We start from the raw sequence: 20,988 nt of genomic DNA on the forward strand, positions 1-20,988 counted from the left end.
CGCGTGACCGCCATCCCGGCGCAGAGCCGGGATGGCGGACCCCGCATGGCCTGCGCATACGTATTCAGCGGCATGGTAGCGGTAGCGGCTTGATTCTGTGGCACGATTGTCACGGTGCCGCCGCGCCGTTCGTTGACGCGCCCCGCATTCTCGAGTGATGCTCGATCACGGTCACCCCGCCAGCAAGGCGCGTGTGGAACCGTGAGGATGCTGGAGGACCCGATCGTCGTGACTGCCGCCGCCAAGCCTATGGGCAAGCTCACGGGAAAGCCGACTTCGTTCGACATCGCGCAACTGGCGGGCGTGTCGCAACCGACGGTCTCGCGAGCGCTGCGCGGCAGCCCGACGGTCAATCTCGCGACGCGGCAACGGATCGAGGCGATCGCGCGACAGCTCAACTACACCGTCGATCGTAGCGCCTCCAACCTGCGCAACGGCACGACCAAGACGATCGCGCTGCTGCTGTTCCGCGATCCGACACCCGACGAGACGGTGGTCAATCCGTTCTTCCTCGGCATGCTCGGCGCGATGATGGCGGCGTGCGCGTCGCACGGTTACGATCTGCTCGTATCGTTCCAGCAATTCTCCAGCGACTGGCACACCGATTACGAGGACAGCCACCGCGCCGACGGGCTGATCCTGCTGGGATATGGCGATTATGCCGATTATCGCGCGCGGCTCGAGATGCTGGTCGCGCAGGGGACGCACTTCATTCGCTGGGGCTCGGTCCAGCCAGGCCAGCCTGGTCTGACGATCGGTTGTGACAATATCGCAGGCGGCACGGCGGCGGCGCGGCATTTGCTCGAACGGGGGCGTAAGCGGATCGCGTTTCTCGGTAGTGCGACCGATCATTATCCCGAGTTCCACGATCGGTATCGCGGCTATGTCGCAGCGCTCGGTGAGCAAGGCCTGACGGTCGATCCGCGACTCCAGGTCGAATCGATCTCGACCGAGGAGGACGCGACCAGGGCCACGCACGAACTGCTCCAGCGCGGCGTTCAGTTCGACGCGATCGTCGCCGCGAGCGATCTGATCGCACTGGCGGCGATGCGCGTGCTGGCAGGGGCGGGGATCGCCGTGCCGTACGATGTCGCGATCGTCGGGTTCGACGACATCCCCGCGGCCAGCCTCGCCAACCCACCACTTACGACGATAGCGCAGGATAGCGGTCTGGCCGGGCGGCGGCTCGTCGAGATGCTGCTCGCGCGGATCGGCAATCGCCCGGTCGAGAGCATGATGCTGCCCACCCAACTCGTGATCCGGCGTTCGTCGGGCGAAGGACGCTGAATGCTGTCACGTAGGGAGAAGCCGGCCCAGGGGTTCTGGGGGCTGTGGAACATATCGTTCGGGTTTTCGGGATCCAGATCGGCTTCGCACTGCAGAACGCGAACGTCAGCCGGATCTTCCAGTCGCTGGGGACCAGCGTCGATGATCTCGCCTTTCTGTGGATCGCCGCGCCGTTGACCGGGCTGCTGGTCCAGCCGGTGATCGGGCATTACAGCGACCGGACCTGGGGCAAGCTCGGCCGCCGGCGGCCGTATTTCCTCGCCGGGGCGATGCTGGCCACGATCGCGCTGATGGCGATGCCCAACGCGCCGGTGCTGTGGGTCGCCGCGGTGCTGCTGTGGATGCTCGACGGATCGCTCAACGTCGCGATGGAGCCGTTCCGCGCGTTCGTCGGCGACATGCTCGGCAGCCGCCAGCGGACCGCGGGGTTCGCGTTCCAGACCGGGTTCATCGGTGCTGGCGCGGTGATCGGCAGCCTCGCGCCGATCATCCTCACCGACGTGTTCCAGGTCGCCAACACCGCGCCCGCGGGCGGCATTCCGCCCTCGGTGCAATACGGCTTCTACATCGGCGCGCTCGCGTTGTTCTTCGCGGTGCTGTGGACCGTGCTGACAACCAGCGAATATTCGCCGGCAGAGATGGCAGCGTTCGAGGACGAGGGTGAGGTTGCACCGCGCGACACGCACGTACGGTCGAGCGCAAAGCTCGCGCCGGTGTGGATCGCACTTGGGGCAATCGTCATCGCCGCGGTGGCGCGGTTCGGGCTCGACAAGCCGGTCTACCTGCTAGGCGGCGGGCTAATCGCGTTTGGCGCTGCGTTGCTGGCCAGCGCAGCGCTGGTCCGATCGGGTAGGGAGTCCAACGTTCTCAGTCAGATCGTCGGCGATCTTGGCACCATGCCGCAAACGATGAAGCAGCTAGCACTCGTCCAGTTCTTCACCTGGTCGGCGCTGTTTATCATGTGGATCTACACCACGCCGATCGTCACTCAGCATGTGTTCGGCACGACCGACACGACCAGTGCGGCGTATAACGAGGGCGCGAACTGGGTCGGCGTGCTGTTCGCGGTGTATAACGGCGTCGCCACTTTGTGGGCGTTCGTGATGCCATCGCTCGCGGCGCGGATCGGCCGCCGGAATGCCCATATCCTCGGGCTGCTCAGCGGTGCAGCCGGGTTTGCGTCATTCCTTGTGGTGCGCGACCAGTATCTGCTGATCGGATCGATGGTCCTGATCGGGATCGCGTGGTCGTCGATCCTGACGATGCCCTATGCGATCCTGTCCAACGCGCTGCCGCAGGCGAAGCTCGGCGTGTACATGGGGTTGTTCAACATCTTCATCGTGTTGCCGCAGCTGATCGTGTCGTCGGTGATGGGGCAGGTCGTGCGGACGTTCTTCCCCGGCGACGCAGTGTGGGCGATGCTGATCGCCGCGGGGGTGATGGGCGTGGCTGCGCTGGCAATGCTACGAGTGCCGCGGGCCGCCTAGTCGCTTAGAAATAGGGCGCGTCGGTCATCCGTTGTGACATCCACCAGAGTATCCCGCGCGGATCGCGGATGCCGCCCTGTCGGTCGCCATACGGCATGTCGGAGACCGGCATGATGCTTTCTCCGCCCGCCGCGATCGCCCGTGCCATCGCGGCATCCGCATCGGCGACGTAGAGGTACAGCGATACCGAACTCGCCGGGAATTGGTCGGACGCTTCGCTCAGCATGATCGCCGAGGTGTCGAACAGCATCTGGCAATTGGCGATCCGGCCGGTCGGATCGCTGCTCCGGCCCATCTCGCGCGCGCCGAACGCGGCTGTGAGGAAGTCGATATACTCGTTGGCGCCGTCGACGAAGATATACGGCGTGACGACGGCAAAGCCCGCTGGAACATGCATCGTATCTCTCCCCCTGATCGGAAGACCGGTTCGCTATAGGCGGATCAGCCGCCGAAGCTGCGTCCGCCGAACCCGCCACCGAAACCGCCGCGCGAGATCACCGAACTGCGCGACTGAACGCGGGCAGGGGCTCTGGCGGTGGTTGGCGTGAAGGCATCAGAGCCTACGCGGGTGCGGCCCGTGACATAGTCGCGGTTGATACGCCCGCCGGCGCCGCCATAATAATTGCCGTCACGATCCCGGTACATCGGCGCGCCGCGGTTGCCGAAGCCGCCGTTAAGCGCCTGCCCGACGAGGAATCCGGTCAGCAACGGCGTGAAGAAGCTGCCGCCGCTACCGTTGTTGCGCGGCTCGCACTGCGCGGCGCCGTATTGCTCCTCGCAGGTCTGCTTGTCCTCAAACCGAGGCGCGGTCTTCGCCGCATCGGCCTTGGCCTGCTCGAACGCGGTGTCGCACTGGACCGCCGACAAGGCACCCGCCGCGCGGCACTCCTGCACCGACGCATAGCTCTGCGCCTCGACGGGCTTGCCGCCGACATCGCCGTCGCACGCGGTCAGCGAGATGCCCGAGCCTGCGATCAGGCTGGTGAGGACGATCGATCTGGAACGCTTCATCGCTATGCCCCTCAGTTCGTCATGCAGGCGGCGTTGAGGATGCCGACGCACAGCGAGATGCTTGCCATATAGGTCGCCGCCGCGATTTCGCCGCGCACGATCCGGTCGTTGAAGTCGCGCATCACGAAATGCTGAACCACTAGGAACGTCACGATCTGGATCACGCCCGCAAGCAACGCCCAAACCGCGAACTCGACTAGCGAAACCGTATGCGTCAGCGCGGAGGCCAGCGGCAGGACATAGCCGAGCAGCGCCGCGCCGAGCGTGATCGCCGCGGCGGTATTACCTTCGCGGATCAGCGACTTCTCGTGATACGGCGTCGCGACCTGATAGACGATCTTGAACAGTATCGTGAACGCCCCCGCCGCAACGAACGCGATCAGGAAGGCGAGCGCGCTGGCGCCGAAGCTGTATTGGTCGATCATGGCATTTCCCCGGAGCCGTCTGCGCGCGACGCTAGGCCCTGAACTCGCCGAGTTCCAGTGCCACGCCCAGCATGATATCGAACGAGACGTCGCCGGACTCGGTCTCCATGTCGATCGCGAGCAGCAATTCGCGGCCGTCGTCGCCCGGCAGGTCGCGGCTGAACAACATGCAGGTCTGGAAGATCCGGCGATCGACGATCCCGTCACGGTCGTCGTGGAGTTCCTCCCAGAACGTCACGGGCTCCTGCTCGCTCGCTTCGGGGCCGAACCATGCGCGGCTGTATTCGGGCAGCCCTTCGGCAGTGAAGGTGCGTGCCTTGAGGCGGCTCTTCCAGGCTGGGCGCTCGGCGGCGGACGACGGGTAGCTGCTGTCCCACGGCGCGAACAGCGTGACGTCAGTAACGTCCTGCCCGTCGCGGTCGTTCGACACCGCCTGGAACATGATGTCGTCGTCGGTGTAGAACCGGTGGACGAAGCCGCCTTCGTTAAGGTCGATCAGCCCCTGCGCAACGATCACCAGCGTATCGCGGTCGAACGGAAACAGCAGCTCCGAGCCGAACCGGCGCCACGCCAGCGGATCGACCGTTACCGTCCGCCCTAGCGTGACGTTGCGGACGACGGGCAGGGCGTTGCCGTCAAGCGCTGGCTTGCGGCCGAACAGGCGATCGAACATGCAATCCTCGCGTCTCTGTGGTTGGCGTGCCTCTTAGGCCAAAGCGGGCGGGCTCGCAAAGCGCAACCCCCGTCATCCTGACAAAAGTCAGGACCCAGAGCCAACAGCGCCGCCCTCCGTGACCCTGGGTCCTGACTTTCGTCAGGATGACGGAAGTGGGGAGGGTGGCAGGCGCTGGCGAAAAGCCTATGTGTGCGGTCGAGCGACAAGCACGGGAGTTCTTGCATTGACCGACATCTGGACCGTCCGCAGCCTGAAGGCGGCGCTCGACACGTCCGAGCCTGCGAAAGCCGGCGAGTTTTCCGCACGGATCCTGGAAGGCGCGGACCCGGTATTGCTGGTGACGATGCACCATCACGGCGACCTCGAACTGTTCGTCAACGTCAGCGAAGCGCAGATTGCGTGCTCCACTTTGCTGTGGCCGTGCGACGAGCAGGAGGACCAGCTGGCGTTCAACACCTTCCTGCTGAAGTCGCAGAAGCTGGTGCCGCTGTCGAACTTCGGGATCGGCACCGTCGAGGGCCGCGACTATTACGAGCTGTTCGGCGAGCTCGCGACGTCGAGCCCGCTCGATACCGTGATCATCGAACTGCGAACGCTTGCCGAGAATGCGATCGATGCGGCCACCGATTTGCGCCACGCGCAGATCCCCGCCGCCTGACATCATCGCCTGATTTAGATACAAACGGAGAGACTGGCATGGCCATCTGGAGCAAGCTTTTCACCCTCGGTCGTGCCGGCGCGCACGAAGCGGGCGCGGCGGTCGTCGATGCGAACGCGCTGCGTATCCTCGACCAGGAAATTCGCGATGCCGACAAGGCGCAGGGCAAGGCGCGCGACGACCTCGCGGGGCTGGTAGCGCGCCGCCGCATCCTCGAAACCGAGGTCGAGAGCTTCCGCGCGCAGGCGACCAAGTACGAGGCTTCGGCTCGGATCGCGGTCGAAAAGGGCAACATGGATCTCGCGCGCCAGGTCGCGCAGCGGATCGCGGACCTCGAGCAGGACATCGCGCTGAAAAGCCCGCAGGTCGAAGACATGCGCGCTGCCGAGGAGCAGATCCACACCGCGGTCGCGCAGACCGACCGTAAGATCGAGCAGCTCCGCCGCGAGGTCGAGGTCGTGAAGGTCAACGAGTCGGTGCAGAAGGCGCAGGCCTCGGTCGCGTCGGGCAGCATGGGTGCGGGCAACAAGCTCGGCTCGGCGGCGGACAGTCTCGCGCGTATTCGTGAACGCCAGGCGATCCGTGGCGAGCGGATCAAGGCAGCGGGCGAGTTGGAAGACCGTCGCACCGGCGCCGACCTCGACGAGAAGCTGCGGCTCGCGGGGATCGGCCCCGGCCAGTCATCGGCGGACGACGTGCTCGCGCGCCTGACCGCCCCGAAGACGCCGCAAGTCGGCCAGACTCTGCAGATCGGTCAGCGCGACGACTCCAAGACGTCGGACTCCTGATGCGCCGGATCGCGGTCGACCCGCGCGGCGACTGGCGCGAACGGGCCGACGCGATCGGGTTCGTCTATCACGACACGGATGGCGAACCCTATTGGGACGAGGGTGCTGCCTACAGCTTCAAGCTGGCGGAGATCGAGGACGACCTGGAACCCGCCGCCGAACAGCTGCACGCGATGTGCCTCGATCTGGTCGACGAGGTGGTCCGCGATCAGCAACTGATGGAACGCCTCGCGATCCCGCGCGAGCAGTGGAACTACGTCGCCGAGACGTGGCGAACGCGTCAGCCGTCGCTCTACGGCCGGTTCGACTTCGCCTATGACGGGACCGGGCCGGCCAAGCTCTACGAGTATAATGCCGACACGCCGACCTCGGTGTTCGAATGCGCGACGTTCCAATGGATGTGGCTGGAAGATCTGCTCGCGAGCGGTGCGCTGCCGGCGGGGACGGACCAGTTCAACAGCCTGTTCGACAAGCTGCGCGAGCGGTTCCGTGCGCTGTTTCCGAGCGGCGGCTTCGTCCATTTCGCGGCGGATGCGTCTGCGATCGAGGATCGCCAGACGGTACGGTTCTTCGAGGATCTTGCGTCGCAGGTCGGGATCGAGCCGAAGTTCGTCGAGATGAAGGACATCGGCCTCGCCGCCGATGGGCGCTTCGTCGATACCGACGGCTTCGAGGTGCAGGCCGCGTTCAAGCTGTACCCGTGGGAGTTCATGCTCCGCGAGCCCTATGCGCCCAACCTGTCGCGCGCCGACGTGCGCTGGATCGAGCCGGCCTGGAAGTCGATCCTGTCGAACAAGGGCATCCTGCCGCTGCTATGGGAGCGCCATCCCGAGCATCCGAACCTGCTGCCCGCGTTCTTCGATGACGACCCCGCCGCGAAGATCCTCGGCCCGAAATATGTGCGGAAGCCGCTGTTCTCGCGCGAAGGCGCCAACGTCGAGGTGATCGGCGATAGCGGCCACGCGGTGCTCGACCAAGGTTACGGCGCCGAGGGTGCGATCCGCCAGGCCTATGCGCCTCCACCCGTGTTCGACGGCCGCCATCCGGTGATCGGCGCGTGGATGGTCGGCAACGAAGCGGCCGGCATCGGCGTTCGGGAAGATGACACGGTCGTGACGCGCAATCTCGCGCGGTTCGTGCCGCATATCATCGAGGCGAATGATGACTGACGCGCGTGAGCTACCCCCGTTGCCACCGATGGAACGGCTGGTCGAACTGATGTTCGACGCCGCGCGGACGGGGCGGGACGAGATGATTCCGGCGTTGTTGCAGGCGGGCGTCGATATCGAGGTGACCGACGCCAAGGGCTACACGCCGCTCGTGATCGCCAGCTATAACGGGCAGGCGGATGCCACCGCGGCGCTGCTCGCGGCGGGCGCGAAGGTCGACGGTGCCGCGGACGCGCGGGGCAATACCGCGCTAATGGGCGTCTGCTTCAAAGGCTATACCGAGATCGCGCAGATTTTGCTCGATGCTGGGGCCGACGTGAACCGGCGTAATGGCGTCGGCCAGACCGCGTTGATGATGGCGGCGTTGGTGAACAAGACGGCGATCATCGATATGTTGCTGGAGCACGGCGCGGATCCGGCGATCGTCGATGCGGCAGGGAACAGCGTGCATTCGCTGGCAGTGTCGCAGGGTAATGCGGCGTTGGCGGCGCGTTTCGCAACGACCTGTTAGTCCCTACGCTACCACCCCGGCGAAGGCCGGGGCCCAATTGGAAAGGTCGCAGTAACGGAAGACTGCGCTTCGTTAGCACCGTTTCCCAATTGGACCCCGGCCTTCGCCGGGGAAGGTAAAAACTCGTGAAGTTCCTGCAAATCAATCCGCCCCATGAGTCTTCGGCAACACCGCCCCGACATGCGCCTCGCCCCGAGCCTCCGCCAACCGCATTTGCCGCTCGCGCTCCGCATAGCCCGCGCGCTGCGTCTCGTCCCGCGCATCATGACACGCCGGGCAACTCACGCCCTCGACATACAGCGGCGAGGCACGGTCCTCCACACTCATCGGCATCCGGCACGCATGGCACAGCACATGACTTCCCAGCGCAAGCCCATGTCCGACCGCAACCCGCTGATCGAACACGAAACATTCCCCCTCCCAAAGGCTCTCCGCCTCGGGCACGGTCTCCAGATACTTCAGGATGCCGCCCTTAAGGTGATACACCTCGTTCAGCCCCTCGGCCTTCAGGAACGCGGTCGACTTCTCGCACCGTATCCCGCCGGTACAGAACATCGCGATCTTCGGCGGCGGGCCGTCCCCGACCAGTTCGTCACGATGCTCGCGAAACCACGCCGGAAAATCGCGGAACGTCCGCGTCTGCGGATCGACCGCGCCGGCAAACGTCCCGACCGCGACCTCGTAGTCGTTGCGCGTGTCGATCACGATCGTCCCCGGCTCGGCGATAAGTGCGTTCCAGTCCTCCGGCTCGACATAATGGCCGACGCCCTCCAGCGGATCGATCGCGGGCTCGCCCATCGTCACGATCTCACGCTTCAGCCGGACCTTCATTCGGTGGAACGGCATCGTCTCGGCGCGTGATTCCTTGACGTCGAGATCGGCGCATCCCGGCAGCGCGCGAATATGCGCGAGCACCGCGTCGATTTCCTCTTCGGACCCAGCGATCGTCCCGTTGATCCCCTCGGCGGCGAGCAGCAAAGTCCCCTTCACGCCGTTGGAACAGCACACCAGCGCAAGCGGCGGCTGGATCGCGGCGATGTCAGCGAACGGCGTGAAGCGGTACAGCGCCACGACGCGGATGGGGAGGGTTTCGGTCATCGGTTCATCGTGCAGGTGAGGAGGTGCGCTCCCTTAGCGCAAGTCGCCCGCCGCGTCAGCCTGCGGTGACGATCATCCCGTCGACCACCGCGACCGGCCACGGCGTTAGCCGCGTGCCCCCGCACGGTCCGCCGACGCACGCGCCACTGTCGATCTCGAACAGCGCGGAATGCCAGCTGCAGGCAATGAGGTCGCCGCGCGGCGTGAGATAATCGTCGAGCACCTGCGCGAGCGGAAGTCCCATGTGAGGGCAGCGATCGACATAGCCGAACACCACGTCGCCCTTGCGCACGACAAATCCGTGGAAGCGACCCGCGCGCATCTGAAGCACGAAGTTCCGCGCCTTGCCGTCCACGATCGCGTCGAGCGGCGCTAGCTTGATGCCACTGGGTGTGGCGGTCAGCCGTTCGCTGTCGCTCATGCAGGGTCTGCGTCCGGCTGCCGGTCGGGGTGCGCCGCGGCGAGGGCGGGTAGGGCGCGGGCGTTCTCTGCCGCCGCCTTAAGCTTCGGGTAAGGCGAGAGGTCGACCGCAAACCTTTCCGCGGAGTAGACCTGCGGGACGAGGTGGCAATCGGCGATCGTCGGTGTCGCGCCGAACGCGAAGCCGTCACCATAGCGCGCGATTTGCGTCTCGAGCGCGGCGAAACCGTCGCCGATCCAGCGCGCGATCCACCGGTTCACCGCCGCCTCGTCCGCTCCGAACTCGCAGCGCAAGGCGTTCAGGATGCGAAGATTGTTCACCGGATGAATGTCGCACGCGATCGTTGCGGCCATCGCACGGACGATCGCCCGGCCGTTCGCGTCGGTGGGGAGCAGCGGCGGATCGGGATAGGTCTCGTCGATCCATTCGAGGATCGCTGGGCTCTGCGTCAGGACTACATCGTCGGTCTCCAGCGCCGGAACGAGCCCTTGGGGATTGAGCGTCCGATACTCGGCCTTGCGTTGCGCGCCGGTGCGGAGATCGTGCGCGACCCGTTCGTACGCGATACCCTTCAAGGCCAGCGCGATGCGGACGCGGTAGGCTGTGGTCGAGCGCCAATAGCCGTGCAGCGTCAGGCTCACTTCGGCAGGACCGCTTTCGGGAAATCCGACCAGACCGCGTCGTAATCGAGCTGCGAATGCTCCAGCGCATAGGCGGTCGGCTTGTACGGCCAGCAGCTCTCCAGCATGAACGCCATCGTCCCATCGATCTTGTGTGGCTTCAAATCCGCCGCGCTCGCACCCTGCCAGCTCGCCAGATCCGGCCCGTGACCCGACATCAGATTGTGCAGTGAGATACCGCCCGGCGCGAACCCCTCAGCCTTCGCGTCATACGCGCCGGTGATCAGCCCCATAGCCTCGGACATGATGTTGCGGTGGAACCACGGCGGCCGAAACGTCCTCTCGGCAACCATCCAGCGAGGCGGGAAGATCACGAAGTCGGCATTCGCGCGGCCGGGCACGTCGCTCGGCGAGGTCAGCAGCGTGAAGATCGACGGATCGGGATGGTCGAAGCTGACCGTGTTGATCGTGTTGAACCGCGACAGATCGTAGCGCCACGGCGCGAGATTACCGTGCCACGCGACGACATCGAGCGGCGAGTGATCGAGCGTGGTGGTCCACAGCGAGCCCATGAACTTCTGGACGACCTCGACCGGTTCGTCGCGGTCCTCGAACCACGCAACCGGCGTCTCGAAATCGCGCGGGTTGGCGAGGCCGTTGGCGCCGATGGGGCCAAGATCGGGGAGGCGGAACAACGCGCCATGGTTCTCCGCGACATAGCCGCACGCTTCGCCATCGGGAAGTTCTGCGCGAAAGCGGACGCCGCGCGGGATCATCGCGATCTGGCCGGGCGCGATGTCGATCCGGCCGAGTTCGGTTAGCAGCCTAAGCCGCCCGGCCTGCGGTACGAACAGTAGTTCGCCGTCCGCATCCATGAACACGCGCGCCGTCATGTCGGTGTTGGCGGCATAGACATGCAGCGCCACGCCTTCGAGATCGGCGGGATCGCGGTTGGCGAGCATCGTCGTCATGCCGTCGATCAGGTCGGTGCCCGGGAAGGACGCGGCGATCGGGTCCCAGCGCAGGCGGTTGGGTGCGAGCGGCGCGTCGGTGGTGCCGGGCGCGAACCGCTCGGCGCCGATGTAGCGCTCGAACGGCGGATGCTCGGCGGTCGGGCGCATGCGGTAGAGCCAGCTACGGCGGTTTTCGGGGCGCGGCGCGGTAAACGCGGTGCCGGAGAGCTGTTCCGTATAGAGCCCGAAGGGGGGCGCTGTGGTGAATTGCGCCCGATCGGCAACGCGCCGGGGATAGCCTCGGTCGATACGTGATTGCCGAAACCGGGCAGATACTCGGTCTGGCCGGCGGTCTCGCCTGCGGCGTCGATTGGCTGGTGAATTGTCATGGCTTCCTCTCCGTCACCTGTTCCGATCAACGCCCGAACCGCCGGCCGTTCAAACTCTTTCTGTTCCTCTCCCTCAGGGGAGAGGGAGGGAGACGCGCACTTGCGCGGCGGAAGGGTGAGGGCACGTGTCGGCGTCGCGCGTGCCCTCACCCTCGGCGCTGAGCGCCTGTCCCTCTCCCCGAGGGAGAGGGCTTAGAACTTACGCGTCGACCGTTATGACCCCGCGACGGATCTGGTCGAGTTCGATGCTCTCGTACAACGCCTGGAAATTGCCGTTGCCGAAGCCCTCATTCCCCTTGCGCTGGATGATCTCGAAGAAGATCGGCCCGAACATGTTCTCGGTGAAGATCTGCAGCAGCAGCCCCTCCTCGCCGACATTGCCGTCGATCAGGATACGGTTGCGGCGCAGGCGTTCGAGATCATGGCCGTGGTTCGGCACGCGCTTGTCGACCAGTTCGTAATAGGTCTCGATCGTGTCCTGCAGCTTGACGCCGCGGGCGCGCAGCTTCTCGACCGTCTCGAAGATGTCATCGGTGGTCAGCGCCAGATGCTGGATGCCCTCGCCGTTGTAATCCTTGATGAATTCCTCGATCTGGCTCTTGTCGTCCTGGCTCTCGTTGAGCGGGATGCGGATCGCCCGGTCGGGGGCGATCATCGCCTGGCTGAACAACCCGGTCGCCTTGCCCTTGATGTCGAAATACTTCTGCTCCTCGAAGCCGAAGATCTGGCCGTAGAACTCGGCCCAGGTCCGCATCTGGCCACGCTTCACATTGTGTGTGAGGTGATCGAGCAGGTCGAGCCCGACATTGTTCTCGGCCTCAGCCTCGGCCGCGCCCGGAACCGCATTCCAGTCGTCGTACAGGCTGCCGGCCGCGCCGTGCTTGTCGACCAGATATAGCAGCGAACCGCCGATCCCTTCGAGCACATAGCTGCCCTCGCCGAGCGCACCCATGGTGGCATCGGCCGCCTTGGCGCCGCGAGCGAGCGCCGCGTCGAACGCCGCCTTGGCGTCATGGACGCGGAACGCCATGCCGCTTGCGGACGGGCCATGATCCGCGCGGAATGCCGCCGCATGACCACCGTCTTCGCGGTTGAGCAGCAGGTTGATGCGGCCCTGCTTGTAGCGCGTGACCGCCTTGGTCGGGTGGGTCGAGGCGGCGACGAAGCCGAACTGCTCGAACTGCGCCGCCATCCGGTCGGGATCGGGCGAGGTGAACTCGGCGAACTCGAACCCGTCGAGACCCATCGGGTTTACGTCCATATGGTCCATGATCACATCCTGACAGTTGGTATCCGTTGTTACCAATCTGGCGGGTTGAACAACTGGTGTCAATCGTTACGATTTTGATATGCCCAACTCCGATGCCACCCGCGCACTCGTCCTGGACGATTTCATCCCGTATCGCCTGTCGATCACCTCGAACCTCGTCAGCGAGGCAGTGGCGGATACATATGAGGCGCTGTTCGGGCTGACGATCCCGGAATGGCGGCTGGTGGCGGTGGTCGCCGAGGCGGACGGCATCACGCAGCAGCAGGTCGGGCAGCAGACGCGGATGGACAAGGTCACGGTGAGCCGCGCGGCGATCGCTTTGGTCGAGCGCGGGCTTATGCAACGGCATGCGAACCCGGAGGATCGGCGATCGCATCTGCTGCGACTCACGGACGACGGCCACACGCTCTATGCGTCAGTCGCACCGAAGGCGCTCGATCTGGAGCGGCGGATCTTTGCCGGGTTCTCAGGCGCGGAGGTCGAGCAGTTCGTCGTGATGCTGAGACGGATCGATGCGGTGACGATCGACCTCGTTCAGGAATCCCACGGCGGCGTTGGCGACCAGAGGCCGCGCAGGTAATCAAGCAGTGCGGACGTGCCCGACGACACGGCACCGCGAGCATGCACCGCGTAAATCCCGACGTCCGCAGACCCGGCGAGTTCAGGCAAGACGCGGACGAGTCGGCCGCTCGCGAGATCAGCGCTCACATCCCAGAGAGAGCGCAGCGCGATGCCAACGCCGGCCAGTGTGAGCTCGCGCACGACTTCACTGGAATTGGTAGCGACGTAGCTCGGGCGGTCGATCGTAACTTCGCCTTCTGGTCCGGTAAGCCGCCACGGCATCTGGCCCTTTGCTGCAAGCAGGCGGTGTTTCGTGAGATCGGCCACGTCCCGTGGCGCCACGTAGCTCGGTGCGGCGCAGAGAACGCGGCGGCTGTCGGCCAGACGATAGCCGGTCAGGCTCGGCGGTATGACAGGCGCGATCCGGATCGCGAGGTCGAGCCGCTCGCCGATGACGTCGGCAAAACCGTCGGACAGGTCGAGGTCGAGTTCGATCGCAGGGTGCGCGTCGAGGAACGGCTTCAGGTGTGGCGCGATGTGCAGACGCCCGAACGAGGTCGGCGCGCTGACCCGCAATGGCCCCGCCGGCGTCTCAGCGCGGTCCGACACGCGCGCCTCGGCGTCGCGGATCGCGGCGAGGATTTCCACCATGTCGCGGTGATACGCCGCGCCCCGCGCGGTTAGCTCCAGCCGCCGTGTTGTCCGGTTGAGCAACCGCACGCCCAGCCGCGCTTCCAGCCGCGCGATCCGTTTCGACACCATCGCGGGCGAGATGCCGAGCGATCGCCCCGCCGCACTTAGGCTGGCCGTGCGGACGACTTCGGCGAAGAGGACGATGTCGGGATCCATTCGTTCTCCAGGCGATCAACAGCTTTCGCTTTATAGTGCCTAGTGGCGAAGGTGGCGCGCGTCTATCGTGTCGCCAGAGCATAGGAGAGCAGCATGGCCGAGATGATCGAAAAGGCAGGTCTGAAGATCGCCGCATCGCTCGTGGACTTCATCGAGACACAGGCGTTGCCGGGGACGGGTCTCGATGCCGCCGCGTTCTGGCAAGGCGTGTCCGATATCTACGCCCGGTTCGCGCCGGAGAACGCCGCGTTGCTCGTTGTCCGCGATGACCTTCAGGCTAAGATCGACGCGTGGCACGAAGCCCGCGCCGGCAAGCCGATCGACCAGATGGAGTACCAGGCGTTCCTGCGCGAGATCGGCTATCTGGTCGACGAGCCCGCGCCCTTCGCAGTCGCGCCGAGCAAAGTCGATGCGGAGGTCGCCTCGCTCGCCGGCGCGCAACTGGTGGTGCCGATCCTGAATGCGCGCTTCCTGCTCAACGCCGCGAACGCGCGCTGGGGAAGCCTGTACGACGCGCTCTACGGCACCGACGCCATCCCCGGCGCGGCGTCCGGCAAGGGCTATGACCCGGCGCGCGGCGCGCAGGTGATCGCATGGGCGAAGGCATTCCTCGACGATGCCGTGCCGCTGGCTAGCGGGTCGTGGACCGACTGGACCGGTGGCACGCCGCAGCTTGCCGAGCCGAGCCAGCTCGTTGGGCACGCAGGCGACAATATCCTGTTGCGTCACAACGGCCTGCACGTTGAACTGGTGATCGACTCTCAGCATCCGATCGGGCGCGACGACCCCGCGAACCTCGCCGACGTGGTTCTCGAATCCGCGCTCAGCACGATCGCCGACCTGGAGGACTCGATCGCCGCTGTCGATGCCGAGGACAAGGTCGCCGCCTACGCCAACTGGCTCGGCCTGATGAAGGGCGACCTGGCCGCCAGCTTCGACAAGGGCGGCCGTACGGTCACACGGTCTCTCGAACCCGACAGGCAGTACACCGGCCCCGACGGCAGCGCGTTCACGCTCCCCGGCCGCAGCCTGATGTTCGTGCGCAACGTCGGCCATCTGATGACGACCCCCGCGATCCTGCTCTCGGATGGCAACGAAGCTCCCGAGGGTATCCTCGACGGCATCGTCACGTCGCTGATCGGCTTGCACGACCTCAAGAGCACCGGCCCCATCCGCAACAGTCGCGCGGGCTCGATCTACATCGTCAAGCCGAAGATGCACGGTCCCGACGAAGCCGCCTTCACCAATCGCCTGTTCGACGCGATCGAGGACCTGCTCAACCTAGCACGGCACACGATCAAGGTCGGCGTGATGGACGAGGAGCGTCGCACCTCCGCCAACCTCGCCGCGTGCATCGCCGCGGTGAAGGACCGCGTTGTGTTCATCAACACCGGTTTTCTCGATCGCACCGGCGACGAGATGCACACCTCGATGCGGGCGGGACCGATGATCCGCAAGGGCGACATGAAGGCCTCGTCGTGGATCAAGGCGTATGAGGATCGCAACGTCCAGATCGGGCTCGCCTGCGGGCTCAGCGGAAAGGCGCAGATCGGCAAGGGCATGTGGGCCGCGCCCGACCGGATGGCGGACATGCTCGAGCAGAAGATCACGCATCCGATGACTGGCGCGAACACCGCCTGGGTGCCGTCGCCGACCGCGGCCACGCTGCACGCGACGCATTACCACCGCGTCGACATGTTCGCGCGACAGGCGGAGCGCAAGGCCGAGCCGATCGCGTCGCTCGATGCGCTGCTGACGATCCCCATCGCGACGGGGCACAACTGGCAGCCCGACGAGCTGCGCAAGGAACTGGAAAACAACGCGCAGGGCATCCTCGGCTATGTCGTGCGCTGGGTCGACCAGGGCGTGGGCTGTTCGAAGGTGCCCGATATCCACGACATCGGCCTGATGGAGGACCGCGCGACGCTGCGGATCAGTTCGCAGCACATGGCGAACTGGCTGCTCCACGGCATCGCGACGCCTGGCGAAGCGGATGCAGCGCTGCGACGGATGGCGGCGAAGGTCGATGCGCAGAATGCGAGCGATCCGCTGTACCGGCCGATGGCGGGTCATGAGGACGAGAGCCTAGCGTTCCAGGCCGCCCGCGCACTCGTGTTCGATGGCCTGACGCAGCCGAGCGGCTATACCGAACCGCTGCTCCACGCGTTCCGCGCGGGCAAAGAAGAGGGACGCCGCCTGATGCCACTCTACGCGATCGAGGGTAGACGACCGACGCTTGCCGACGACGTCTGGGTCGCACCCTCCGCCGACGTGATCGGCGACGCGCGACTGGGGGAGGGCGCAAGCGTTTGGTTCGGCGCGGTGATCCGCGCCGACAACACGCCGATCCTGGTCGGTGCGCGGACCAACATCCAGGAGGGCGCGATGCTACACTCCGATCCCGGCGCGCCGCTGACCGTGGGTGAGGGGTGCACGATCGGCCATCATGCGATCCTCCACGGCTGCACGATCGGCGACAACGTGCTGGTCGGGATGGGCGCGACGATCCTCAACAACGCGGTCATCGGCGAGAACAGCCTGATCGGTGCGAACGCGCTGGTGACCGAGGGGAAGGTGTTCCCGGCCGGTAGCCTGATCGTCGGCGCGCCGGCCAAGGCGGTGCGGGACTTGCCGCCGGAAGCGATCGCCGGCCTTAGAATGTCAGCCGCGGCCTATGCGACCCGGCAGCGCGTCTATGCCGAAGGGCTCGAACGGATCGACGACTAGGGGCCAGCGCATCGCGCCGGCCCCAGTCACCTCACAGCCCGAAGCGCAGCGTCGCGCGGAAGTCGCGGCCGGCGAGCGGTGCGAAGTCCTTCAGAAAGCTCGTCGCGCGGCGCGCGTTGACGTCGAACAGATTGTTCGCGCTCAGCAGCAACGTCGTCTTCGAATCCTTGCCGAACGGACTGAGACCGATCGACGCGTTGACCATCGTATAGTCGTTGGTCTTCGTCTCGAACGCGGCGATGCGGTTCTGGTCGAACACGTGCTCGACCTCGACGCGGCCGTTGATCCGGTCGCCCTGCGCCTCGATCCCGCCGAGCACGCGCATCGGCGGAATGCGCGGGACCGGACCCTGGTCGACGATGTTGGCGTGGACGTAATCGCCCAGCACGTCGGCGTTGACCGCATAGCCGCCGATCTGCGCCACCTTCACCGAAGCATCCGCCTCGAACCCGTAATAGCGCGCATCGGCCTGCTGATACTGGAAGCAGGGCAGGTCGACGGTGCGGTTCGAGGGATCGGCCGCGGTCTGGCAGACCGAGGGGGCGACCTGGTTCTCCGAGATATAGTTCGAGAACCAGTTGTAATAGGCCGACGCGTCGAAGCTGAAACCGTCGCCATGCGCGTGCAGCGTGCCCTCCAGGCCCCAGGACTTTTCCAGCTTGAAGTCGGGATTGCCGAGTTCATACGCCTGCGTGCCGGCATGCGCGCCGTTCGCGAACAACTCCTCGGCCGACGGCGCACGCTCGGTCCGCGATCCGTTCAGCCCGACGCGGATGCTGTCGGTCAGCGCATAGGACGCACCGAGCGAGCCCGATACCGAATGATAGCTCTGGCTCCCCCGGAAGAAGCGCAGATCGTCCTCGGGCGTCCGCGCGGCGAGATCAGTGATCTCGTAACGCACGCCACCCTCGGCGTGGAACTTGCCCGACTCATACTGCTGAAGCGTGAAGAGCCCGGTCTGGTTGGTCTCGTTCTTCGGCAGGAAAGCCTCGTCGCCGACTACGTTGAAGATCCGGTTGTAGAACTGCACGCCCGACGCGCCCTGCCAGCCGCCACGGTTCGCCTGTACGACTTCGAGGCGCCCTTCGAGGCCCTTGTTGTAGAACGCTGTGCCGACCGAATTGTCTTCTTCAAGCTCGAAGTGACGATAGCTCGCCTGGCCGACGCGGACACGGATCTTCGAAAACACGTCGCCGCCGGTGTCGATCTCGCCGCGCAGGTCGACGCGGTTCTGGACGACGTCGAGACGCGGTGCCTCCTGCTCTTGGCCGGCTTGCGTGGCGTAGCGGATGGGCACGCCGTACAGGCTGTCGTAATGGCTGTACGACACGCCGAGGCTGCCATTGTCGGTGATGATCGATGCGCCAGCACCCGCCGTCCAGGTCTCGGCCTGCGTATTGGGAAGCTTGCCCTTCAACTGCGCCGATGCGGCATAGTCGATCGGATCGGCCTCATTCGGGTCGACCGGCTGGGCGGCGGTTGCCAGCGCCTGGGCGCGGGCGTCGCGCGAGAGGATGTAGCCGCCGGTACGGAGATCGCCGGACTTCAGATACGAGCCATCGGCGTGTAGCACGAGATGCTGGCCGACGGCGACGTCGCCGGCCAGCCCGCCCGATCGCTCGTTCGCCGCCGACCCATAATTGGCGATGCCGTTCAACCGGTAGCCGTTCTCGGGCACCGACCTCGGAATGCGCGTGTCGATCACGTTGACGACGCCACCAACCGCCGACGTGCCGTAGAGCAGCGCGCTGGGCCCGCGCAGGATTTCGATACGCTCGGCGAGCAGCGGGTCGATGATGACCGCGTGGTCGACCGATGTGTTCGACACGTCGATCGAGCCGATACCGTCGGTCAGCACGCGGATGCGGTCGCCCTGGAAGCCGCGCAGGATCGGACGCGAGGCACTGGGTCCGAACGAACTGGCCGAAACGCCGGGCTGGCGTGCGAGCGTCTCGCCGAGCGACGGACGCAATTGACGCGTGAGTTCCTGGCCAGTCAGCACCGTCGTACCCTGCAACACGTCGCGCTCGCTGGTCTGGAGCGGCGCAGTGACAATGATGTCGCGCTGGTTGGTCGAGCCGACCGATGCCGAAGTAGGGGCGGGCGTCGTGGTATCCGTGGCGACCGTCTGGGCGTGAGCCTGAGGGGCGAGGAGCGCAGCCAGGGCGGTGGCGCCGAACAGCATCGTCTTCATGAAATTCCCTTATCGTCGTCGGGGTATCGTCCCTGTACAACTCGTTGGGTAAATTTGATGATACATCATATCAAGTGACAATTTTGCCATGTACGCCTTTGGTCATCGCGCTGTTACCGCAATGCAACACAGATCAAGACCTGCGCAACGAGACGGGTCACTCGGTCAGACCAGCGCCTGCGCCACCGGCAGCACCCGGGCCAGCCGCTCGGCCCACGCCGCACATCCCTCGCTCGACCCCAGCAGATCCTGCCGAACCTCGATCTCCGCATAAAGCCGCCGCTGCGGATACGCATGACGCGGGATGGTATAGTCGATCAGGTCCATCCGGTACGGTTCGTTGTCGCCCACCACTAGATCCGCCTCGTCGCGCAACACGTCGAGCAGTGCATGCGCGAACGCGGTGTTGCCGCCGTCGTGCAGGATGCCGATATGCCAGGGCCGCGCCTGATCCCGCAACGCGCCCTTCATCGCCGGCGTAAAGCTGTGCAACGCGACCAGCACCGTCGTCATCCCCGCCGCATCGCGCCGCGCGATCTCCGCCTCGACCGCGGCCTGATACGGCGCGTGGATCTCGGCGAACCGCGCGGCGCGATCGACCTCACCAAGCGCAACATTCCCCGGCACCACGGTTCCGTCGCTGATCTCGGCGATCAGATCCGGCTGGCTCGGGCTGCGGTTGCAGTCGATCACGAGCCGCGAATAGGTCTGCCGGACGAACACCGCGTCGAGCGTGTCCGATAGCAGCGCGCCGAGTTCGCCGATGCCGATGTCCCAGCCGATGTGCCGCGCCAACTCCGCGTCGCTCAGGCCCAGCGACCCCAGCGCCTTCGGTACGGCATTTCCCGCATGATCGCCGATCAGCAGGAACGATGACGCGCCTTTGGGGTTGACCACCACGACCGGTGCGGCATCTTCGGTCCCAAGCAGCGTTTGGCTGGCAGTGCTGTTCATGCGACGTGGATCCTCGATGCCATCTCTAACGCTCTCTCATGTAACCAAATACTCGTATCGCCAACCGGTTGCGTTCGGCGAGCACAGGATCATGGTCCGGCCGCGCGAAAGCTACGACCAGCATCTGATCGACACGCAGCTCACGATCACTCCGGAGCCCTCCGACGTCCGTTGGCTGCACGACGTGTTCGGCAACGCGGTCGCGATCGCTACGTTCGACAAGCGCGCCAAGGACCTCGTGATCGACAGTCGCGTCCGGCTCGATCACACCCCCGCCGAACTCCAGAACGTCGATATCGAACGCTACGCGCGCTTCTATCCGTTCACCTATTCGTCGGAGGAGATGCCCGACCTGCTCCGCTCGATCGAGCGCCAGCATCATGATCCGCTCCGCGAGATCGACAGCTGGGCACGGCGGTTCGTCGCGCCGGGCGGGCAGACCGATACGCTCGCCATGCTGTCCGAGATGACCGCGGCGATCAAGCGAGAGTTCACCTATGTCCAGCGTCCCGAAAAGGGCACGCAGTCGCCGATTGAGACGCTCGCCAAGCGCAAGGGCACTTGCCGCGACTACGCGATGCTGATGATCGAGGCGGTCCGCGCGCTCGGCTTCGCGGCACGGTTCGTATCGGGCTATGTCTACAATCCGACGCGTCGAGAGCATCGCACCGGGGGCGGCAACACGCATGCCTGGGTCCGCGTCTATATTCCCGGCTCGGGCTGGGTCGAGTTCGATCCGACCAACGGCATCGTCGGCAACCGCGGGCTCGTCCGCGTCGCCGTCGCGCGCGACATCTACCAGGCGGTGCCCGTCTCCGGCACCTGGAGCGGCTTTCCCGGCAGCTTCCTCGATATGAGCGTGTCGGTCGACATCACCGTCGACGAAGACTCGGACGAGGCCTCCGACCACCACCAATCATCACACACTGCGTGACCAATG

The 20,988-nt window shown here is 65.5% G+C and carries 19 protein-coding genes and 3 pseudogenes; 10 read left to right on the forward strand and 12 right to left on the reverse strand.

Annotation, left to right across the window (positions count from 1 at the left end):
* Positions 1–207: 207 nt before the first annotated feature.
* Positions 208–1,287 (forward strand): LacI family DNA-binding transcriptional regulator, encoded by a 1,080-nt coding sequence (locus QP181_RS02875; RefSeq protein ID WP_443027511.1) that lies wholly within the window; start codon positions 208–210, stop codon positions 1,285–1,287.
* Positions 1,288–2,774, forward strand: a pseudogene (locus QP181_RS02880) (MFS transporter). It begins immediately after the preceding gene.
* 4 nt (positions 2,775–2,778) lie between these two features.
* Here QP181_RS02880 and QP181_RS02885 read toward each other — a convergent pair.
* The 4 genes from QP181_RS02885 to QP181_RS02900 are packed head-to-tail and all read right to left on the reverse strand — an operon-like array spanning position 2,779 to position 4,883.
* Positions 2,779–3,171, reverse strand: a complete 393-nt coding sequence (locus QP181_RS02885) for a VOC family protein (protein WP_333927520.1) — start codon at positions 3,169–3,171, stop codon at positions 2,779–2,781.
* 44 nt (positions 3,172–3,215) lie between these two features.
* Positions 3,216–3,785 carry a DUF1190 domain-containing protein gene (locus QP181_RS02890; protein ID WP_132897950.1) on the reverse strand — a complete coding sequence of 190 codons (570 nt, stop codon included), beginning with the start codon at positions 3,783–3,785 and terminating at the stop codon, positions 3,216–3,218.
* 11 nt (positions 3,786–3,796) lie between these two features.
* Positions 3,797–4,210, reverse strand: coding sequence for a DUF350 domain-containing protein (locus QP181_RS02895; protein WP_333927521.1), 414 nt, complete (start codon positions 4,208–4,210; stop codon positions 3,797–3,799).
* Between the two features lie 31 nt (positions 4,211–4,241).
* Positions 4,242–4,883, reverse strand: coding sequence for a DUF2491 family protein (locus QP181_RS02900; RefSeq protein ID WP_333927522.1), 642 nt, complete (start codon positions 4,881–4,883; stop codon positions 4,242–4,244).
* A gap of 226 nt (positions 4,884–5,109) precedes the next feature.
* Between QP181_RS02900 and QP181_RS02905 the strand changes: the two genes are divergently transcribed.
* Genes QP181_RS02905 through QP181_RS02920 form a run of 4 tightly spaced genes read left to right on the forward strand, consistent with a single transcriptional unit; the run spans position 5,110 to position 8,012 of the window.
* Positions 5,110–5,544 (forward strand): YjfI family protein, encoded by a 435-nt coding sequence (locus tag QP181_RS02905; protein WP_333927523.1) that lies wholly within the window; start codon positions 5,110–5,112, stop codon positions 5,542–5,544.
* Between the two features lie 38 nt (positions 5,545–5,582).
* Positions 5,583–6,332 (forward strand): PspA/IM30 family protein, encoded by a 750-nt coding sequence (locus QP181_RS02910; protein ID WP_333927524.1) that lies wholly within the window; start codon positions 5,583–5,585, stop codon positions 6,330–6,332.
* Positions 6,332–7,501, forward strand: a complete 1,170-nt coding sequence (locus QP181_RS02915) for a glutathionylspermidine synthase family protein (RefSeq protein WP_333927525.1) — start codon at positions 6,332–6,334, stop codon at positions 7,499–7,501. Before QP181_RS02910 ends, QP181_RS02915 begins: the two co-directional genes overlap by 1 nt.
* Positions 7,494–8,012: an ankyrin repeat domain-containing protein gene (locus QP181_RS02920; protein WP_333927526.1), complete on the forward strand. Its 519-nt coding sequence runs from the start codon at positions 7,494–7,496 to the stop codon at positions 8,010–8,012. The genes QP181_RS02915 and QP181_RS02920 overlap by 8 nt, the downstream gene beginning before the upstream one ends.
* A gap of 141 nt (positions 8,013–8,153) precedes the next feature.
* On the opposite strand, the gene trhO is transcribed toward QP181_RS02920, so the two are convergent.
* From trhO to hppD, 5 genes and pseudogenes are all read right to left on the reverse strand, one after another.
* The gene (gene trhO, locus QP181_RS02925) at positions 8,154–9,110 is read right to left on the reverse strand and encodes an oxygen-dependent tRNA uridine(34) hydroxylase TrhO (RefSeq protein ID WP_333927527.1); all 957 of its coding nucleotides are present in this window, start codon (positions 9,108–9,110) and stop codon (positions 8,154–8,156) included.
* Between the two features lie 55 nt (positions 9,111–9,165).
* Positions 9,166–9,531: a Rieske (2Fe-2S) protein gene (locus tag QP181_RS02930; RefSeq protein WP_333927528.1), complete on the reverse strand. Its 366-nt coding sequence runs from the start codon at positions 9,529–9,531 to the stop codon at positions 9,166–9,168.
* On the reverse strand, positions 9,528–10,172 hold the full coding sequence (gene maiA / locus QP181_RS02935; RefSeq protein WP_333927529.1) for a maleylacetoacetate isomerase: 645 nt from the start codon (positions 10,170–10,172) through the stop codon (positions 9,528–9,530). Before maiA ends, QP181_RS02930 begins: the two co-directional genes overlap by 4 nt.
* Positions 10,169–11,493: pseudogene (gene hmgA / locus QP181_RS02940) on the reverse strand (homogentisate 1,2-dioxygenase). Before hmgA ends, maiA begins: the two are co-directional and overlap by 4 nt.
* Before the next feature lie 199 nt (positions 11,494–11,692).
* On the reverse strand, positions 11,693–12,763 hold the full coding sequence (gene hppD, locus QP181_RS02945) for a 4-hydroxyphenylpyruvate dioxygenase (protein WP_333927531.1): 1,071 nt from the start codon (positions 12,761–12,763) through the stop codon (positions 11,693–11,695).
* 79 nt (positions 12,764–12,842) lie between these two features.
* Here hppD and QP181_RS02950 point away from each other — a divergent pair, with 79 nt between their 5' ends.
* The gene (locus QP181_RS02950; protein ID WP_333922065.1) at positions 12,843–13,343 is read left to right on the forward strand and encodes a MarR family winged helix-turn-helix transcriptional regulator; all 501 of its coding nucleotides are present in this window, start codon (positions 12,843–12,845) and stop codon (positions 13,341–13,343) included.
* Here the strand turns inward: QP181_RS02950 and QP181_RS02955 are convergent.
* Positions 13,298–14,173: a LysR family transcriptional regulator gene (locus tag QP181_RS02955; protein WP_333927532.1), complete on the reverse strand. Its 876-nt coding sequence runs from the start codon at positions 14,171–14,173 to the stop codon at positions 13,298–13,300. The genes QP181_RS02950 and QP181_RS02955 overlap by 46 nt on opposite strands.
* A 102-nt stretch (positions 14,174–14,275) precedes the next feature.
* On the opposite strand from QP181_RS02955, the pseudogene QP181_RS02960 reads away from it, so the two are divergent.
* Positions 14,276–16,348, forward strand: a pseudogene (locus QP181_RS02960) (malate synthase G); the annotation flags it as partial.
* Positions 16,349–16,372: 24 nt separating this feature from the next.
* Entirely contained in the window at positions 16,373–16,900 is a 528-nt protein-coding gene (locus QP181_RS02965; RefSeq protein ID WP_333929531.1) for a gamma carbonic anhydrase family protein, read from the forward strand.
* Positions 16,901–16,931: 31 nt separating this feature from the next.
* On the opposite strand, the gene QP181_RS02970 is transcribed toward QP181_RS02965, so the two are convergent.
* Together QP181_RS02970 and QP181_RS02975 are read right to left on the reverse strand one after the other, a co-directional pair.
* Complete coding sequence (locus QP181_RS02970; protein ID WP_333927533.1) at positions 16,932–19,094, reverse strand: TonB-dependent receptor; 2,163 nt, start codon at positions 19,092–19,094, stop codon at positions 16,932–16,934.
* A 165-nt stretch (positions 19,095–19,259) separates the two neighbouring features.
* Positions 19,260–20,048 (reverse strand): N-formylglutamate amidohydrolase, encoded by a 789-nt coding sequence (locus QP181_RS02975; protein WP_333927534.1) that lies wholly within the window; start codon positions 20,046–20,048, stop codon positions 19,260–19,262.
* 16 nt (positions 20,049–20,064) lie between these two features.
* Between QP181_RS02975 and QP181_RS02980 the strand changes: the two genes are divergently transcribed.
* Positions 20,065–20,982, forward strand: coding sequence for a transglutaminase family protein (locus tag QP181_RS02980; RefSeq protein WP_333922070.1), 918 nt, complete (start codon positions 20,065–20,067; stop codon positions 20,980–20,982).
* Positions 20,983–20,988: the final 6 nt, after the last annotated feature.

Source organism: Sphingomonas sp. LR55, assembly GCF_036856015.1.
GTDB lineage: Bacteria > Pseudomonadota > Alphaproteobacteria > Sphingomonadales > Sphingomonadaceae > Sphingomonas.

What these genes read in the sequence shown, in the direction of transcription:
- QP181_RS02910 (WP_333927524.1), top strand. Translation starts at nt 5,583, where the DNA reads ATGGCCATCTGGAGCAAGCTTTTCACCCTCGGTCGTGCCGGCGCGCAC.
- QP181_RS02970 (WP_333927533.1), bottom strand. Translation starts at nt 19,094, where the DNA reads ATGAAGACGATGCTGTTCGGCGCCACCGCCCTGGCTGCGCTCCTCGCC.
- QP181_RS02900 (WP_333927522.1), bottom strand. Translation starts at nt 4,883, where the DNA reads ATGTTCGATCGCCTGTTCGGCCGCAAGCCAGCGCTTGACGGCAACGCC.
- QP181_RS02885 (WP_333927520.1), bottom strand. Translation starts at nt 3,171, where the DNA reads ATGCATGTTCCAGCGGGCTTTGCCGTCGTCACGCCGTATATCTTCGTC.
- QP181_RS02975 (WP_333927534.1), bottom strand. Translation starts at nt 20,048, where the DNA reads ATGAACAGCACTGCCAGCCAAACGCTGCTTGGGACCGAAGATGCCGCA.
- QP181_RS02980 (WP_333922070.1), top strand. Translation starts at nt 20,065, where the DNA reads ATGCCATCTCTAACGCTCTCTCATGTAACCAAATACTCGTATCGCCAA.
- QP181_RS02950 (WP_333922065.1), top strand. Translation starts at nt 12,843, where the DNA reads ATGCCCAACTCCGATGCCACCCGCGCACTCGTCCTGGACGATTTCATC.
- QP181_RS02920 (WP_333927526.1), top strand. Translation starts at nt 7,494, where the DNA reads ATGACTGACGCGCGTGAGCTACCCCCGTTGCCACCGATGGAACGGCTG.
- trhO (WP_333927527.1), bottom strand. Translation starts at nt 9,110, where the DNA reads ATGACCGAAACCCTCCCCATCCGCGTCGTGGCGCTGTACCGCTTCACG.
- QP181_RS02965 (WP_333929531.1), top strand. Translation starts at nt 16,373, where the DNA reads ATGCCACTCTACGCGATCGAGGGTAGACGACCGACGCTTGCCGACGAC.
- QP181_RS02875 (WP_443027511.1), top strand. Translation starts at nt 208, where the DNA reads ATGCTGGAGGACCCGATCGTCGTGACTGCCGCCGCCAAGCCTATGGGC.
- QP181_RS02930 (WP_333927528.1), bottom strand. Translation starts at nt 9,531, where the DNA reads ATGAGCGACAGCGAACGGCTGACCGCCACACCCAGTGGCATCAAGCTA.
- hppD (WP_333927531.1), bottom strand. Translation starts at nt 12,763, where the DNA reads ATGGACCATATGGACGTAAACCCGATGGGTCTCGACGGGTTCGAGTTC.
- QP181_RS02955 (WP_333927532.1), bottom strand. Translation starts at nt 14,173, where the DNA reads ATGGATCCCGACATCGTCCTCTTCGCCGAAGTCGTCCGCACGGCCAGC.
- QP181_RS02890 (WP_132897950.1), bottom strand. Translation starts at nt 3,785, where the DNA reads ATGAAGCGTTCCAGATCGATCGTCCTCACCAGCCTGATCGCAGGCTCG.
- QP181_RS02915 (WP_333927525.1), top strand. Translation starts at nt 6,332, where the DNA reads ATGCGCCGGATCGCGGTCGACCCGCGCGGCGACTGGCGCGAACGGGCC.
- QP181_RS02895 (WP_333927521.1), bottom strand. Translation starts at nt 4,210, where the DNA reads ATGATCGACCAATACAGCTTCGGCGCCAGCGCGCTCGCCTTCCTGATC.